The organism is Arcticibacterium sp. (genome assembly GCF_055134445.1).
Genome location: NZ_JBSRVI010000113.1, coordinates 42,760 through 59,997 on the forward strand (window position 1 = coordinate 42,760; position 17,238 = coordinate 59,997).

The window sequence follows — 17,238 nt, forward strand, 5'->3', positions numbered from 1 at the left end:
ATTCTAAAAGAGAAATAATTTATTTTTCCAATTGTATTAGCTCCAAGTTCTGTCGTGGCTGTCTAGCTCATCCCACTCTTTTGTAGGAGCAAAATACATGGTGCCACTTTTTAGATGCTCTTTAACCACTGCTTCGTTTAATTCAATGCCTAAACCTGGTTTTTCTGGCACTTTCACAAAACCATCTTTATAAATAGGTTTGTCTATACCGCCTACAAGATCTTCCCACCAAGGAATGTCAAAGCTGTGATGTTCTAGAGCTACAAAGTTTTCAGTGGCTGCTGCACAATGGATATTTGCCATGAAACAAACGGGAGAACCCGCAAAGTGCATGGCCATTGGTATACCATGGTCTTCTGCATAGTCGCCGATTTTTTTAGTCTCAATCAAACCTCCTGAGCTGGCTAAGTCTGGTTGAACCATGTCTACCGCTCTAGCATCTATCAGTTTAATAAACTCCTCTTTTAAGAAAATATCTTCCCCGGTTAAGGTAGGCGTGTCCACGGCATCAGAGATTTGTTTCCACTGGTCTGTATAAAACCAAGGAATCATATCTTCAAGCCATGCTAGCTGATACTTCTCTACTTTTTTGGCCAAGCGTATAGCGGTGTTTACACCAAAATGTCCAAAGTGATCTGCCGCTAAAGGAATGTCATAGCCTACCGCTTTGCGAACCTCTTCTACATAATTGGCCATAATGTCCAAACCTTCATCGGTAATTTGAATGCCTGTAAAAGGGTGTTTGGTATTGGCATAGCCTCTTGCGTTTCCTTTAGTGGCAGGAGGGTTACCCCATTGCTTAGAATAATCTGTATTTAATCCACCTATAATTGTTCCAGGGTGGTTTTTCAAAAGATCAACACCAAAGTCCATTTTCAGAAAAGTCAGTCCTAAGTCTTTTCTTTCCTTCATTTTTTGGGCAAACTCCACTGGATCGGGCACGGTAGGGGTGTCTCCATAAATACGAATGTAGTCTCTATATTTTCCTCCAAGCATTTGGTATGCAGGTACGCCATATGCTTTTCCGGCTAAATCCATCAATGCCATTTCCACACCACATACGCCACCAGCAGCACGGCCATGACCACCAAACTGTTTGATTTCTTTGAAAAGCATTTCTGGTGTACAAGGGTTTTTACCAAGAAGCCTGCTTTTTAGAAAGAGACCGTATTTGGCACTGGCTCCATCTCTAATTTCGCCATAACCTGAAATTCCTTGATTGGTGTCTATCCTAATGATAGGGCAGGTCATAGGGGCTTTATTAATAACAGCAATTCTTAAATCTGTTATTCTCAAGTCTGAAGGGCTACTGGAGCGTTTGACTTTTTGGGTAAGGAATTCTATTTCTTTATCGGGGTGGCCATTAAACATCATCCCTAGAGAGAGTCCTCCTAATGCCGATTTTCTGATGAAATCTCGTCTATTATCTCCTCCTGATGGTTTTTCTGTGCTATCTTCAGAGGCTATTTTATGAGCAGTTTCGTCTGAGGAATGAAGGGCAGGGCCATCTGGAATTTGACCATTAAATTTAAATCTGTCTAATAAATTCTTTTTCATGTTATTTCAATTTTATAAGAATGATTGACCTGAGGGTCAGCGTTGAATTTTTATTTTTAATCTTATTGGGTTATCATTTATCCAAGAAAAGCCACTGAAAAAAGCTCTTTGAATCCATTAAATGAGTTCATATAATTGAGCCCGTCGAAGCTTGTCGAATTTCAGGTAGCTGAGCTTGTCGATGCTACCAGTTTCTTTCTTTCATATAATCATCAAATTCCTTAGGCGTCATTTGAAGTTTTTTAGGGTTAGCTTTAATCCAGCCAAGAAAGTCATTTTTGATTTTTTCAGACCATTTCATGTCAATTTCACCTGGCGTATATTTACCTTCTTTAAGCCTTAAAACCCCGAATTCATCTCTAAGTGCTGTGAATTCAGAATTTAGAATCAAGTCTTCTGCAAATTGAGCTGGAATAAAAACCACGCCTTCCTGTTTTCCTAAGACCAAGTCACCAGGCAAAACAGTGGCTCTTCCAATTCTGATCGGGCAGTTGATACAGGTCATCATTACACCTTGTATATACGAAGGGTCGAGGCCTCTTACAAAACCAACAAAACCTTCTATTTTGCTAATGCCTTCTACATCTCTTGCACCAGCATCAAATACAACGCCATTGCCAGATTTGGCATAGATGGCATTGGCTAGGTTATCGCCAATGAGCGTTCCATCAATAATTTTTCCGAATCCATCAGCTACATATACATCGCCATTTTGTAGCACATCAATAGGCCATGAGTTAGGAGAGCCCACCCTGTTTTCTGCTTTACCTTTTGCTTTTATTTTGTCGTCCATGTCTGGACGAGAAGGCATGTATTGGGTGGTTACAACACGGCCCACCAAGGGTTTGTTTCCAATGATAACCCAACCAGCCTCAAACTGATTATGGTATCCTTTATTTCTTAAAAAGCCCCAAGCCTCTTCGGTAGAAACATTGGCCAATCTTTTAATAAGGGCATCAGAAACATGCGGACGACCATCTGCAGAACGAGGGCCATTGTAGTCACTGGTGAAGGTTTTTATTTGTTCAGGAGTCCATTCTATTTGTTGGGCACTGGCTGAGAAAACTATCAAAGCACAGAAGAAGGTAAGGCATAAGTTAATTTGCTTCATATTTATTATTTAGGGTTATTATTGCCATAATTACGTAAGAATAATTCAAATTAAACACAGAATAAGTCCATTAAATGGATTTGATCGACCAAGTGGCGGTAAATAGAATTTTGGTCAAATTTTTTAGTGAAGTGCAGTTATCAGAAGCATAAACGCCACTCAGTTAAGATTAACTAAATGGCGTTCAAAATCATGCTAATATTATTTGTTCCACCAAACTTTGGTATCTAGATTATCAGCTCCTTGTCTTGAAATAGCAGCTTGAATGTTGGTTCCGTTAACAGATATTTCAGAGTTTGGATAAGTTAGTCTATTAATAAAATCGCCTTTGATATCTTTTCTTGGGAAAGGGTTTGGAGTTAAAGTAGGAAACCCTGTTCTTCTGAAATTGGCGAATGCCTCAGGACCATTTAAAAAAGATGCTATCCAGTATTGGGTGCCAATCTCTTTCAAAGCGTTTGCTCCTAAAGGATTTGCTGAAACAAAAGTGGCTATATCTTCAGGAGCTACGGCACTATTGACATCGTAATCCCCTAATTGCATCATATGAGCCTCTATTCCATTTTTATAATAAATAGATGCGGAGCCGCTTACCCATCCATTAACTGCGGCTTCTGCCAATAATAATTGAGTTTGGGCATAAGTAACTAAGAATGATGGAGCGGTGTTTTTCACCATTCTAGTTCTATCTATCTGAGAATATTCATAGAAACTAACCAAGCCAGCTGCTGTGGCTACGGCTTTGATACTCGAGTTATCATATCCCATAGGAATACCCATCTGAACTGCAGGATCTCTATTCGCTTTATTTGCTGTTTGACCAGAACCAGAATCTGCACCGACATAGCGAACCGCAATACTCTTTAGTCTTGGGTCAGAAGTACTTTTCAGTTGATTAATAAATGCAGCAGGAATAAAGAAGTTACTTGATTCTGTGGAGTTCAACATTGAACCGTTAGGGTTCTGGTAGTTAGCGTCATGCTTGATTACACAGTTGTCTGAGTTGCTCTGCATTAAACCACCAGCTACAGCAGCGGTCACTGTGGATTTCGCTTTGGCGGCATCAACTTTGCTAAGTCTCATCCCTGCTCTAAGTAGCAGAGAATACCCCATTTTTTTCCATTTCGCTATGTCTCCGCGATACATTACTTCTGCACCTTCCACTTTTCCTGAAGCATTTAGGGCTGCAGAAGCTTCTGTTAGCTCCTTTATGATATCCGTATAAATAGCCTCCTGAGAATCATAAGCTGGTAAAACTACTTGATCTGAAAAGCCTTTTCCAGCCTGAAAATATGGAACATCACCATAAGTGTCTGTCAAAACCATAAATGTGTAGGCTTGCCATATTCTGGCCATTTGAATGAGGTTATTTCTATCTCCTCTTTCTTTTGCTTGAGCTATTACATCAGTGGTACTTCTTATGACATTTCTATAATACTGAGGCCACATGGGGCTTAAAAGAGCTCTGTTATCCTGATTATAATTAGCACCAGTTAATACTCCTGAGTTTGGCGAAACTAACTGCTGAACAACGCCCATTTCGTAAATCGCAGTAGAATTAGGGAAAGCGGTATTAAGAATAGCATTGTTTAAAATAAAAGCAGGGTCAATAGCCGTAGCTGCGGTAGTATTGATGTTAAGTTCGTCAAAACCTTTATCACAGGCAGAGAAGGTTAAGGCTAGGAAGGAAAGAAATATATATTTTGTTATCTTTTTCATCAGAATTGATTTTAGAATTTAACATTAAGATTGAAGCCAAGACCTCTTGTAGTAGGCACACCAGTAGACTCTAAGCCCACAATGTTGTCAGAAGTATATCCGAAAGAATCAGGGTCTATGTTTGGCACCCATTTCTTAAGCATGAGTACGTTGTTTGCCACAATACTTAGTTTTGCAGACTTCACAAGGAAGTTGGCTGGTAAGAATTTAGTGAAATCGTATCCAGCATTAATCTGACGTAATTTCCAAAAGCCTGCATTATAAATGATAGGCTCGATAAGTGCTTGAGAACGAATGACTTCCCAGTATGGCTGAGACTTGGCAGCTACTGTATTAGGCTCACCAGACTGATTTACACCCACTCCTATTACTCCAGTATCTCTTCCTTCTAGCGTTTGCTTATGCAAGCCATGTCTGGTTAAGTTGAAGTTGGTACCTGACATCATATTGGCTCCAAGTTTGAAATCTATTAGGAAAGAAAGGCTAACTCCTTTATAGTTGAATGCGTTAGTGAAACCACCCACCCAGTTTGGCAATGCACTACCAAAAGAAATTAAATCTGGTGTTCTAATCGGAATTCCGTTTGAACCAAATATTTTTCTTCCTTGGTCGTCTCTTTTGAAGCCAAAACCGTAAAGCTGACCTAGCTCTTCGCCTACTACTTGTCTTAATTCACCATTAAATACATGGGTACCTGTAGTTATTTTTTCACCAGGGGTATCTGTTAATAAGCTCAACACTTTTGTTTTATTATAAGAACCGTTAAAAGTGAAGTCCCATCTAAAGTCGTTGGTTTTTAAAGGTGTAATACCTAATAACCATTCTACGCCTCGGTTTCTGCTTTTACCGCTATTGATAAGTGTGCTAACAAAACCCGACGCATCAGATATTTGGGCAGATACGATTTGGTCTCTTGTGATTTTCTCATAAGCAGCCATATCTAAGCTTACTCTATTATTGAAAAGCTTTAATTCAAAACCCACCTCTGCTTCTGAAGTACGCATTGGGCGTAAGCCAGCATTAGGAACGGTGCTTCCTTGTGAGCTTCCAACTGGCTGTCCTGTAAATAAGTTGGCATTTATTCCATAAAACAAGGAATTAGAATAAGGCGATACATCTGTATCAGAACCTACTTCTGCGTAAGCCGCTCTTAGTTTACCAAAAGACAGCCAAGTTGGAGCGGAGGCCATGGCTTGAGAAAATACGAAACTACCAGAAACAGATGGGTAGAAAATGCTTCTGTTTTCTTTAGAAAGGGTAGAGAACCAGTCGTTTCTGGCTGTACCATTTATAAAAAGAACGTCGTTATAAGATATTTCGGCAGAACCATAAACTGAGTTTACAGCTCTTTCAGACAAGCCGTAAATAGGGTCTTTTACCCTACCGTTCATAACGGTATAGAGGTCTCTTACAACAAAGTCAGTTACCTGTGTACTATTTAAATCAGAACGACGGGTCATTTGGTTACCTCCAAGATTTACGTCAAGACCAATGTTTCCAAACTCTTTCGTTCCAGAAATAAGAATGTCTTTATTGATTTCTCTAAATCTTCTGGCTTCTTGGGTATAAACACCATTAACAAAACCAGCTGGTGCAGGACCTCTAGAAGCATGACCCGTAGGGAAGTTATTATAATCTTCGTCTCTTGACCAGTAATCCTGGCCTACCCTTCCTTGTACAAATAACCAATCTGCCAGTTCATACTTTAAAGACATATTTCCAAAAATCCTATCTCTTTGGATGTTATGAAATTGGTCTGAAAGTGTAAAATAAGGATTGGTTCTGTTTTTGAACCTAGAGTAAACGTATTCGTTTCCATCTGCGTCATGTTTTTTCTCTTCTAATAAATCCCAAGGCATGGAATTAGACATGATTGCTACTGAAGTAGGAATGGAGTTATCTTGATTGGCAATATTGGGAGGGTTCGTATTGTTCTCGTTGGAGTAATTAATATTACTGGCAATACTAAGTTTCTTAGATAGCTCATAGGACAATCCTAGATTAACAGTTTTTCTATTAAATGAGTTGTTAGGTACAATGCCTTTACTATCAAGGTTTGAGAAGGAGATGTTAAATCCACCAGAAGCATCACCACCTGAAAGTGAGATGGTATTCGTGAAATTTTGACCATTTCTATAAAAGATATCATATCTATTTTTGATAGGTTCGTAAGGTACGGTCACACCATCAAAAAGAACTTGGGTCATACCAGGGGCAAACTTTTCTCCGAAAGACCACTGACCGTCAGTTGGGTTAGGTGAAGTGGGTCTTACACCGTTTTCTCCCTGTCCATATTCATACTGATAATCTGTAAAGTCAAGGGCTTTTTCTGTGGTGAAGTTGGTGTTATAGGTTACACCTATTCCTTTTCCGTCACCATGCGTTTTAGTTGTAATCATGATTACACCGTCTTTGGCACGAGAGCCATAAAGAGCAGCAGCAGTAGCTCCTTTAAGTACGGTCATGCTTTCAATGTCATCCGGGTTGATAGATGAAAGACCATCACCACCATCAGAGTAAATTCCACCACCACCCCTTACGCCTATAGAATTGTCTGAACCAGCGTTGTTTTGGTTGGTTCCGAAATTGGTGTTGTCGATTGGTACACCGTTCACTACAATAAGTGGTGAATTTTGACCAGAAATAGAAGATTGACCACGGATTCTGATTTTCGAGGTTCCTCCTGGGCCTGTTCCCATGGCAGAAATATTAACACCAGACACTTTACCTTGGAGGGCATTCATAAAGTTAGGCTGTCTGTTTTCTGTCAGTGCTTCTTTCTGTACGGTAGAAGTGGCATAACCGAGTTTTTTTGCATCCTTCTTGATACCAAGTGCGGTAACTACCACTTCATTTAAGCTTTGAGAATCTTCGGTCAGGTTTATATTGATAGTGGTTTTGTTTCCCACCAAAACTTCCTGAGGGTTAAAACCCACAAAGCTAAATACTAGTGTGGCGTTGGTTCCTGCGTTAATTTGATAGGTACCATTCGCATCTGCCGTTGTTCCAGTAGTTGTACCTTTTACTATAACCGAAACACCGGGTAAGGTGGAATTGTCTGCAGCCGATCTCACGGTCCCGCTAATTTGTTGGGCCAGAGTGCTGAAAGAAAGAAGTGTCAAGCTCAATAGAATGAGATAATTGTTCTTCATAGTTTATAATTAAGGTTTGGAAGATTGAATAAGTGTCAAAAGTTCTTCTTTTATTTATAACAAACTTTCAAATTGTTTCGGCGGCTAATTTTGCAAAATGGTATAATCTGCAGATTTAGTATGACATTTAACCTTATTCATGACTCCTAAAGTTTTATTGCAAGGCCAAACAGACCTATTAACGCCATTTAAACAGATTGGGAAGTTTGTGGTACATAAGAGTGTGCTACAAAAGGCGGAGCACTCTTCGTTATGGGAGGTGGAAGTTTTGACATTTTTTTTCATTCATGAGGGTAAATTCGAATGGTATGTCAACGGCGTCTCTTGTGTTTTGCTTCCTAATGATTTATTAATTCTACGACCGAAGGATTGTTTAAGTTTGGGTGGAGGTATTTTGGAAATGGGTACTTATGTAGAATTTTCCATCCAGGAGATTGACGAGGTTTTATTTCATAAAAGCTGGAGTGGAATAAGTGTACCAGACGGATTGCTGATAAAACAATTATTGGAACAGCGTTTCCCGTTGGTTATTCAAGATGTGAAAGATGCTTTAGGGATATTTCAGAGGCTAATGAGAGAATTAACCGAATGTGAAATAGCCTATATGACCAGAGTAAACAGTCTTATTGATGAGCTTTTCATTAAAGTTTCTAGAGCATTGAGTATTGAAAACAATCAGAGTCACGACTTCCCAAAAGTGTTTCTTAAACTAGATAAAATGTTGAGAGAAAACCTGTCACATCCGTGGACGGTAAATGAAATGGGAAGCATGGTGGGATTGGCGACAACGGCCTTTACAGAAAAAATAAAATTTTATACGGGGTTTGCACCTTTACAATATTTGATAAACTTGCGGGTGGCGGAGGCCATGCGTATGATTAAAAATTCGGATCACTCTATGACGAGGATTGCCTTGGAACTCGGATTTTATAGTTCTCAACATTTCTCCTCTACCTTTAAAAAATTAACGGGTTTCTCTCCTAAAAGCTACAGAAAAAATGGATTCTAAAAAGGCCTGTATACTCACCATAAATATTGGTACATCCGCCACAAAAATAATTGGGTTTGATTATTTAGGGAAGGAAGTTGTAAATAGAAAGGGCTCATACCCAACGTTTCATCCACGTCCCGACTGGAGTGAACAAGACCCAGAGCAAGTATTTATTACTATCATGTTTTTGCTCAAAGGAATCTTGAATGATGTTTCCTTTTACGATAAGCATCATGTGCAAAGTATTGTTTTGAGTTCTTCAATGCACAGTGTTTTACCCTTGGATAAAAACGGTAACACCCTCGGGAATGCCATTATATGGTCCGATAATCGTGCTTGTGATATAGCAACTTCTTTGAAAGGAACAGAGCTTGGAAACAAAATCTATAAAAATACAGGTACGCCCATCCATGCGATGTCTCCACTTTCTAAAATAACCTGGATAAGAGAGAATGAGCCTGAAAAGTTTGAAAAGATTAGCAGGTTTGTCTCCATAAAAGAATATGTGATTTATCAGCTTACTGGTGCGTTTTGTGTAGATTATAGCATAGCGTCAGCCACTGGTTTTTTTAATTTACAACAACTAGATTGGGACAAGGATGCCATGAAGTTTGCCCATCTGGATGCGTCATATTTTTCTAGACCAGTAGATATATTTTACGCCGATTTAGAGATTAAAGCTCCGATTCTAAACTCTTTAAAACTGCATAAAGAAACGAAACTGATATTAGGGAGTTCTGATGGTTGTTTGGCTTCTTTAAGTGCAGGCTCAATGAGCAATAATCAGGCTGTTGTATCGGTGACTAGTTCTGGTGCTGTAAGGGTTTTTGGAGAAGAATGTTTAGTAGATGGTAAAGGAAGCTTTTTCAATTATATCTTAGAAAAGGGGAAGTATATAAGTGGAGGACCTACTAATAATGGCGGAGTGGCTTTTGAGTGGGCTGCTAGAAATTTTGGTCATAACTATCAAAATTTGCCAATTGAGGAGCTATTGGTAAAATTATATAATGAGGCTGCCAAGGTGAAAGAAGGCTCTGAAGGTCTTCTATTTTTGCCATATCTTCAAGGAGAGAGAGCTCCTATATGGAACTCAAACGCAAGAGGGGTTTATTTTGGTTTGAATATAACGCATGAAGCAAAGCACATTATTAGAGCCACGCTAGAGGGCATTTTGTACGAAATATATAGCATTGGAAGGTCTATTAAGCGTCATAGAGATTTTGAATCTATACACTTAAATGGATATAACGCCATGCACCCATTATGGTCTGGGATAATCTGCGACATGTATGGCATGCCGGCATCTGTGAGTACCTATAAACATGGCCCTAATATAGGAGCGGCTATGGTAGGCCTTACGTCTATGGGTGTTTATGAAAATCTAGAAGATTCCTTGAAAATTGCTCCGGAAAGGATCGTTAGAAACCCTAATAGAAAGAAAAACAAGATTTATTCTAAGTATTACGCACTTTTTGAGAGATTGACCCATAAATTGGAATCTGAATTTGAAGAAATTTCAAAACTTCAAAACGACTATTAAATGAAAAATAGATTAATCTCAGTAGATGTATTCAGAGGAATTACCATAATGCTAATGACTTTGGTCAATAACCCAGGAGATTGGGGAAATGTGATAAAGCCTTTTCTTCATGCCCCATGGCATGGAAGTACACCTACAGACCTGGTTTTTCCATTCTTTCTTTTTGTGGTGGGCATTACCACGGTTTTGGCTTCCCCTGAACCCTTTTTGGACAAGACCACTTTTTTGAAAATTACAGTTAGGGCATTAAGGATTTTCGCATTAGGTCTCTTTCTGAATTTCTTTTCCAAAATCGATCTCTTTGGACTAGAGGGTTATCCATTGCTACTGGTTAGATTAGTTTTTGTGGCATTGGTCTATTATCTCTTATTAACCAAATACGACTTAAGGAAGCAATTATATGCGGTAGTGGGCTTGCTTGCCGTACTATTTACTTTGGCGTACTTGCCTGTTTCTGGATACGAAAACGTTAGAATCCCTGGTGTATTACAGCGTATTGCTTTAGTCTATTTTGTGGTGGCCATGCTCTATAACAGTCTCTCATTAAAAATGTTGGCGGGTATTTGTGTGGTGCTTCTTTTGGGATATTGGGCAGCCATGGCATTGATTCCAATAGATGGTGTAAGTGGTGTTTACGACAAAGATGTAAACGTGGCAGCAGTTTTTGATAGAATGTTTTTGGAAGGTCACATGTGGGTTTCCTCCAAAACATGGGATCCAGAAGGGCTTTTTAGTACCATACCCGCTATTGCTACAGGTTTGATTGGCGTATTTATAGGAACACTTTTGGTCAAAGAAAAGTATGAAGAAGAAAGGGTGAATTACCTTATTTATGCAGGCCTTGGCCTAACTGCCTTAGGGTACTTTTGGAACATGGTTTTTCCAATAAACAAGGCTTTATGGACATCTTCTTATGTGGTTTACACTGCAGGTCTGGCATCCTTGCTAATGGCCTTGGTTTATTTTGTGGTTGAAGAACGTGGTTATAAGTTTTGGATAAAACCTTTTGTGATATTTGGTGTAAACCCAATGCTCGTTTTCTTTTTCTCAGGCATTATTCCGAGGGTGCTTTCTACCGTACAGCTAGAGGGTGTGGGCTTTCAGGCTTATGTATATAAAAATGGTTTGGTGCCCATGTTTACAGACCCAAAGTATGCGTCTCTTTCTTGGGCAATTCTTTACCTTTTGTTCTGGTTTGCCGTGTTAGCCGTTTTTTATAAGAAGAAAATCTTTGTGAAGGTTTAAAGAAGTTTAATAAGTGTTCTTGCACTTAAAACAATCAGCAGTAAACCGACTAAAACGGTAGCTGGTTTTCGTGGAATTTTATTTAAAAAATATGCTCCAACCGGTGCGGCAATAATACCACCGATAACCAATCCTGCTATCACACGCCATCCGCTGATACCTTCAAAGAGTACAAAGGTGATACCGCTGGCAAAGGAAATGGCAAACTCTGCTGTGTTGACAGAGCCAATGGTATATCGTGGGTCTCTTCCTCTACCCATGAGTGTGGAGGTGACGATAGGTCCCCAGCCACCACCGCCAATGGAATCCATAAAACCACCGAAGCCAGCCAATAAACCCAGGTTTTTACTTTTCTTCTTTTTTATATTTTTCTTTAAACCCTTAATGATAATGGTGGCTGCAAGAATAATCATGTAAACGGCTATGAAGGGCTTTATGGTGTCGCCGTCAATAACATCTGCCAATAAATAGGCACCAATTATGGCTCCTGCCGTACCCGGAACAATTAAGTTAAGAACTAGCTTTTTGTTGATATTCTTGAACTTATAATGCGATATGGCCGACGCTCCTGTAGTAAACATTTCTGCCACGTGAACCGCCATGCTGCTCGTGGCAGGATGAACACCAAATGAAAGTAAAAAAGTAGTTGAGGTGGCACCGTAACCCATACCTAAGGTGCCGTCAACAAGTTGGGCAAATATGCCAATCATCAAGAATATGAGAAAATCTTCACTGAAACCATTTTTAATCTTTTCTAAAGAAAAGGTCTCAGAATAATTCAGAAATAGGAAAATGGCAAGCCCGGTAAGCAAAAATACTGGGATAAAATACCAGAGTTTATTAGCGTCGGAGACTTGACTTTTTTGCGTTTTTGAATGCATAAGGGAATCAAAAAGAAATACTTATAATATGATTTTCAGATACCTTGGTGTCTAAAACTTTTACAAATAAACTATACTCTATTTAATCTATAAGCTAAATAGACTAAAATATTTTATGGCAATCAAAAAAGTATTTTTCCAAACCTACTGACAAACGGATGTCACCACTATCATTTTACTTTGAATCAAAAGAAAAGAGCATATGCAAAAACAAGAATTAGCATCTAAAAAAGTAATGGGAATTTGGGTAAGAACAAGCAATCATGAGCAGAAAGCCTTAACGGATATCCGGACCCTTTGGGGCAGGTTTATGTCGGAAGAAATCATGTCGAAAATCCCCAATTTAATAGGAACCGAAATTTATGCTATTTACACAGAATATGAAGGTGATTTTACAAAACCTTATACGACCGTTTTGGCCTGTGAAGTAAGTAGTTTGGATGAAATTCCTGAAGGAATGAAAGGTTTAGAAATAGGAGGAGGAGCTTACACTAAGTTTACGGCAAAAGGCAATTTGGAACAAGGGGTTGTTGGAGACGCATGGATGGAAATATGGAAAACCGACGTAGATAGAAGATACACCACAGACTTTGAAGTCTATGGTGCAAAATCACAAAATCGATTAGATGCCGAGGTTGATATTTTTGTGGCGTTAAACTAGCCTTCTACAAATTGACCTAAGACTTGGTATTTATCGTAAAGGGTATTATAAATAGCCGTTTTTGATGGGTTTGGGAGATATTCTTTATCGAATCCCGAACCCATTGCTTTTTGTGCGGCCTCTACATTTTCGTAAATACCAGCCGCCGTGGCGGCAAACATCCCAGCACCTAAGGCACATGCTTGGTCTGAGGCTGCCACTTTGATCGGCATGTTTAGCACATCTGCTAAAGTCTGCATCACAAAAGAAGATTTATTGGCTACTCCACCAATCGCAATCACTTGTTTGATAGGTACACCTTCGGAAATAAATCGGTCAACAATGGCTTTTGAGCCAAAGGCTGTGGCTTCTACCAAAGCCTTAAATACGGTGGCCGCATCACTTCCTAAATTTAAGCCAGTAAAGGCACCTTTTAAGGTGTGATTAGCATCCGGCGTTCGTCTTCCATTGAACCAATCTAGTGCTATGCCGTCATTCTCTGTGAGGGCTATTTGTGATGCTTTTTCTGCCAAATAAGGTATGAGTTCATTCGCCATTTTGTTTTTGATGGCTTGATCCGTGATAAGCTCATTTACAGGTTCAAGAATTAATCGTTGAAACCAAGCGTAAACGTCACCAAAAGCAGATTGACCGGCTTCCATCCCAAGCATTCCGGGTAATACAGAGCCATCTACTTGTCCACAAATTCCTTTGATTAACAAATGTCCTACCTCTTCTGTAGGTGCCACTAGCATGTCACAAGTGGAAGTTCCCATCACTTTTACCAGCGAGTAAGGTTCAATTTCAGCACCCACACCACCCATGTGAGCATCAAAAGCACCCACGCCTATCACTACGTTTTCCGGCACACCCAGTTTTTTTGCCCATGGAGCCGAAATGAATCCCATGGATTCGTCGGAAGTGAAAGTTTCTGAGAAAAGTCTATCTCTGAGTCCAGACAATAAAGGGTCTAGCGTGCAAAGAAACTTTTCTGAGGGAAGCCCAGCAAATTCATCATGCCACATGGCTTTATGGCCTGCGGCACATCGGCTTCTTTTTAGTGTTAAGGGGTTTGTGTTTCCAGTAAGCTCTGCCGAAATCCAGTCGCAATGCTCTACCCAAGAGAAGGCTTTTTCTCTTACCTGCTCATCGACTCTTAGGGTTCTTAAAATTTTAGCCCAAAACCATTCTGAAGAATAAATCCCTCCCACATATTTCGTATAATCTACAGTCCAGTTATGAGCCAAATTATTTATTTCTTCTGCTTCAGCATTGCCCGTATGGTCTTTCCAGAGAATGAACATCCCATTTGGGTTTTCAGAAAATTCTGGCAAAAGAGCTAAGGGTGTTCCATTTCTATCAACCGCTACTGGTGTGGAGCCGGTAGTGTCCACAGAAATACCGACAACGTTTTTAGCTATCTCCGAGCCAGCTTCTGCCAATGCTCCTTTTACAGCCGTTTCTAAACTCTCAATATAATCTAAAGGGTGCTGTCTAAACTGCGAAGCGGCTGGGTCACAGTATTTTCCTGCTTTCCATCTTGGATAATAGGAAACAGAGGTGCCGTGGCTTTCGCCATTAGCGGTATTGACGACCAAGGCTCTTACAGAGTCCGAGCCAAAATCTATTCCGATGGTGTATTTAGCGGTCATTCAAAATGGTTGTTTATTCTAAGCTTAAAGATAAAACTTAAAACGGAAACGTAGCCTTTTGAATAAAAGAGTAATGAAAGAATAAGCTGTTTTCTTAGGTTAGAAAAACAAAAAGCTCTCTAGAGCCATGGGCGCCTACCACCAAGGATTGTTCAATATCTGCAGTTTTGGAAGGTCCGGAAATAAAAGTACCGAAGCTAGAATCACCGCTATCCAGTTTTTGATAGGCTTGCTGCATTAAAGGCACAATGTTTTCTTTTTTGACAATAATGCCTAGCCTTTGACATATAAAAGGTCCTACTCGCTGCCCCATCTGCTCATCCGCTATCCAGATAGCTCCGTTTTCTGCTACGCCAAGCGTACCTTCAAACAATGCAAATTCTACATTTTCCAGTGTATGTGGGTCCTCGTTTTGCCAATCTTCGCTGTAAGGAAAACCGTCAATTTTAACATTGGAGATTATTCTTTTCCCTTCAAACCTTTCTGAAATGAAACTAGCCACTTCTGCTAAAGCGTTTACTTCAATGACATCGGTATAAAGTTCGCCTAAGATAGTTTTGAATTTTGATACGGGGTCGCCAATGTATGCTACATCAAAATCTGGCAAACTCACGTGCTCCTGATTTGAAGTTTGGCTTTTAAGTCTTTCTAATATTTGGTCTCTACTGCTCATCTATTTTTCTTATACCAATCTTTAAAACTTTCGGTGTTCATTTCCGGCATTTCTCTGCTTTTATACCATGGGTTCAGCGGATTATTGACTGCATAGGGTATAAGAGACACCACTTTCTTTCCTATTTTTCCACCCATATCATACACCTTCGGATTAGATAAAACGAAGTTCATCACTTTCAATCCTATCTTCTTGGAAGTTTCTACATGCCCAGCTTTTCCAATGACTTGTCGCCATTCATAGAGCTGCTCATGGATGTTGATTTTTACAGGACATACATTGCTGCAAGCCCCACACAAGGTAGAGGCAAACGGCAAGTCAGAATATTCTTTCAAATCTGTATTAGGAGCCAAAATAGAACCAATAGGCCCAGGAACGGTCACATGGTAAGAGTGTCCGCCGCTTCTTCTGTAAACCGGACAGGTATTCATACATGCCGCACATCTAATACACTTTAAGCCAGCTTTAAATTTAGGCAATTGGATGTGCCTACTTCTCCCATTATCTACCAAAACCAAATGCACTTCTTGACCTTCTCTTGGCTTTTTGAAATGACTCGAATAAGCCGTTATCGGTTGCCCAGTGCTACTTCTTGCTAACAAACGAAGCATTACACTTAGATGTTCTCTTTTAGGAATTATCTTTTCTAAACCCATGCATGAAATCTGAACAGGTGCTAAATGTGCTCCCATGTCGGCGTTCCCTTCATTGGTACATACCACGTATTCGCCTGTTTCGGCTATCGCAAAATTTACTCCTGTAAGAGCGGCATCCGCCGTTAAAAAGTCTTGGCGTAGGCTTTCTCTTGCTGCTCCGGCTAAATATTTGGGGTCAAAGTTTCCTTTTTCTGTACCCCACGACTCATGAAAAGTATCGCTAATTTCTTCTCTTTTCAGGTGAATGGCTGGCATCACAATATGACTGGGATGCTCATTTCGAAGTTGAATTATTCTTTCGCCCAGGTCGGTATCAATAACCGTAATGCCGTTTTTCTCTAAATGGGGGTTCAGTCCGCACTCTTCTGTGAGCATGGACTTGCTCTTTACTATTTTCTTAACATTGTGTTTTGCCAAGATTCCATGAACTATGGCATTATGCTCTTCGGCATCGGCAGCCCAGTGGACTTGAATGCCATTTTTGGTGGCATTTTGCTCAAACGCTATCAGTAAATCGTGGAGGTTGTCAAGAACATAGTCTTTGATATTGGATGCTGTTTCTCTCAGTAATTCCCAATCAGGAATACCGAAAGCGGCTACATCTCTTTTTTTTCTAACGCCCCAAATAGACTTATTATGCCAATCGGTTCTGTCTGTGTCGTTGGTTAGTTTTTCTGCTAAACTGGCGTGCTTTCCTTCACTCATGATGCTAAACCGTTTAAAATTTCAGCAATGTGAATCACCTTAATATTTGATTTCTTTCTTTTCAATATGCCATCAATGTGCATCAAGCAAGACATATCTGCACTGGTAATATAATCCACTTCGTCGGCTTCAAATTCTGCTGCTTTATCTTGACCCATTTTAGCAGAAACGGCTTCTTCACTTACGCAAAACGTTCCTCCAAAACCGCAGCACTCGTCTACCTTTTCAGGGTAGGAGAGTTCTAAGCCATCTACCATCTTCAGTAGGGGTTCTAGTTTTGAAAATGGCTCTGCTACCAGTTCAGAGCTTTTGGCCAAATGCAATCCACGAAGTCCGTGACAACTTTGGTGTAAGCCAACTTTGAAAGGAAAACTAGATGTTAAACTTTCCACTTTTAGTACGTCTGTAAGAAACTCGCAGAGCTCGTAAATCTTTGTTTGTGTACCTAAAACATGTTCTTTCAGATGCAAAGTGCAGCTTCCCGAAGGACAGACGACATATTCAGAATCTCCAAAGAGGTTTTGATTCAATCCATCTAGTTTTGTGGTCAAATGCTGAAAACCAGAGTTTGCCATAGGCTGTCCGCAGCAAGTTTGACTTTGGTGAAAAACCACCTCGCAGCCAAATTTTTCTAGAAGATTTAGGGTCGCTACGCCAGTTTGAGGATATAACTGGTCAATATAACAGGGTATAAAAAGAGATACTTTCAAGATTTC

Annotated in this window: 13 protein-coding genes; 4 read left to right on the forward strand and 9 right to left on the reverse strand. The window is 39.9% G+C overall.

All coding sequences use genetic code 11. The annotated features are described in order from the left end of the window. Positions 1 to 36 precede the first annotated feature (36 nt). The 4 genes from ACTBZY_RS14840 to ACTBZY_RS14855 all read right to left on the reverse strand — a co-directional run bounded on the left by ACTBZY_RS14840 (position 37) and on the right by ACTBZY_RS14855 (position 7,539). Positions 37 to 1,557, reverse strand: coding sequence for a mandelate racemase/muconate lactonizing enzyme family protein (locus ACTBZY_RS14840; protein ID WP_463047125.1), 1,521 nt, complete (start codon positions 1,555 to 1,557; stop codon positions 37 to 39). A 184-nt stretch (positions 1,558 to 1,741) separates the two neighbouring features. Next, positions 1,742 to 2,668, reverse strand: a complete 927-nt coding sequence (locus ACTBZY_RS14845) for an RraA family protein (protein ID WP_463047126.1) — start codon at positions 2,666 to 2,668, stop codon at positions 1,742 to 1,744. A gap of 201 nt (positions 2,669 to 2,869) precedes the next feature. Further along, positions 2,870 to 4,387 (reverse strand): SusD/RagB family nutrient-binding outer membrane lipoprotein, encoded by a 1,518-nt coding sequence (locus ACTBZY_RS14850; RefSeq protein WP_463047127.1) that lies wholly within the window; start codon positions 4,385 to 4,387, stop codon positions 2,870 to 2,872. 11 nt (positions 4,388 to 4,398) lie between these two features. Beyond that, positions 4,399 to 7,539, reverse strand: a complete 3,141-nt coding sequence (locus ACTBZY_RS14855) for a SusC/RagA family TonB-linked outer membrane protein (protein ID WP_463047128.1) — start codon at positions 7,537 to 7,539, stop codon at positions 4,399 to 4,401. Positions 7,540 to 7,678: 139 nt separating this feature from the next. Here ACTBZY_RS14855 and ACTBZY_RS14860 point away from each other — a divergent pair, with 139 nt between their 5' ends. From ACTBZY_RS14860 to ACTBZY_RS14870, 3 genes are read left to right on the forward strand one after another with little or no spacing between them, the layout of a single operon-like run. Continuing rightward, on the forward strand, positions 7,679 to 8,548 hold the full coding sequence (locus tag ACTBZY_RS14860) for a helix-turn-helix transcriptional regulator (protein WP_463047129.1): 870 nt from the start codon (positions 7,679 to 7,681) through the stop codon (positions 8,546 to 8,548). Next, entirely contained in the window at positions 8,538 to 10,070 is a 1,533-nt protein-coding gene (locus ACTBZY_RS14865) for a gluconokinase (RefSeq protein ID WP_463047130.1), read from the forward strand. Before ACTBZY_RS14860 ends, ACTBZY_RS14865 begins: the two co-directional genes overlap by 11 nt. After that, positions 10,071 to 11,315, forward strand: a complete 1,245-nt coding sequence (locus ACTBZY_RS14870; protein ID WP_463047131.1) for an acyltransferase family protein — start codon at positions 10,071 to 10,073, stop codon at positions 11,313 to 11,315. Here the strand turns inward: ACTBZY_RS14870 and ACTBZY_RS14875 are convergent. Beyond that, positions 11,312 to 12,196: a sulfite exporter TauE/SafE family protein gene (locus tag ACTBZY_RS14875; RefSeq protein ID WP_463047132.1), complete on the reverse strand. Its 885-nt coding sequence runs from the start codon at positions 12,194 to 12,196 to the stop codon at positions 11,312 to 11,314. The genes ACTBZY_RS14870 and ACTBZY_RS14875 overlap by 4 nt on opposite strands. Positions 12,197 to 12,398: 202 nt before the next feature. Between ACTBZY_RS14875 and ACTBZY_RS14880 the strand changes: the two genes are divergently transcribed. Beyond that, on the forward strand, positions 12,399 to 12,857 hold the full coding sequence (locus tag ACTBZY_RS14880) for a GyrI-like domain-containing protein (RefSeq protein ID WP_463047133.1): 459 nt from the start codon (positions 12,399 to 12,401) through the stop codon (positions 12,855 to 12,857). Here ACTBZY_RS14880 and ACTBZY_RS14885 read toward each other — a convergent pair. The 4 genes from ACTBZY_RS14885 to ACTBZY_RS14900 form a co-directional block, all read right to left on the reverse strand. After that, positions 12,854 to 14,488, reverse strand: coding sequence for a ribulokinase (locus ACTBZY_RS14885; RefSeq protein WP_463047134.1), 1,635 nt, complete (start codon positions 14,486 to 14,488; stop codon positions 12,854 to 12,856). The two genes, ACTBZY_RS14880 and ACTBZY_RS14885, sit on opposite strands and share 4 nt — an antisense overlap. Before the next feature lie 94 nt (positions 14,489 to 14,582). After that, on the reverse strand, positions 14,583 to 15,161 hold the full coding sequence (locus ACTBZY_RS14890) for a LutC/YkgG family protein (protein ID WP_463047135.1): 579 nt from the start codon (positions 15,159 to 15,161) through the stop codon (positions 14,583 to 14,585). Then, positions 15,158 to 16,522, reverse strand: coding sequence for a lactate utilization protein B (locus tag ACTBZY_RS14895; protein ID WP_463047136.1), 1,365 nt, complete (start codon positions 16,520 to 16,522; stop codon positions 15,158 to 15,160). Before ACTBZY_RS14895 ends, ACTBZY_RS14890 begins: the two co-directional genes overlap by 4 nt. Further along, positions 16,519 to 17,232 (reverse strand): (Fe-S)-binding protein, encoded by a 714-nt coding sequence (locus ACTBZY_RS14900; RefSeq protein WP_463047137.1) that lies wholly within the window; start codon positions 17,230 to 17,232, stop codon positions 16,519 to 16,521. The genes ACTBZY_RS14895 and ACTBZY_RS14900 overlap by 4 nt, the downstream gene beginning before the upstream one ends. Between the last annotated feature and the right edge of the window lie 6 nt (positions 17,233 to 17,238).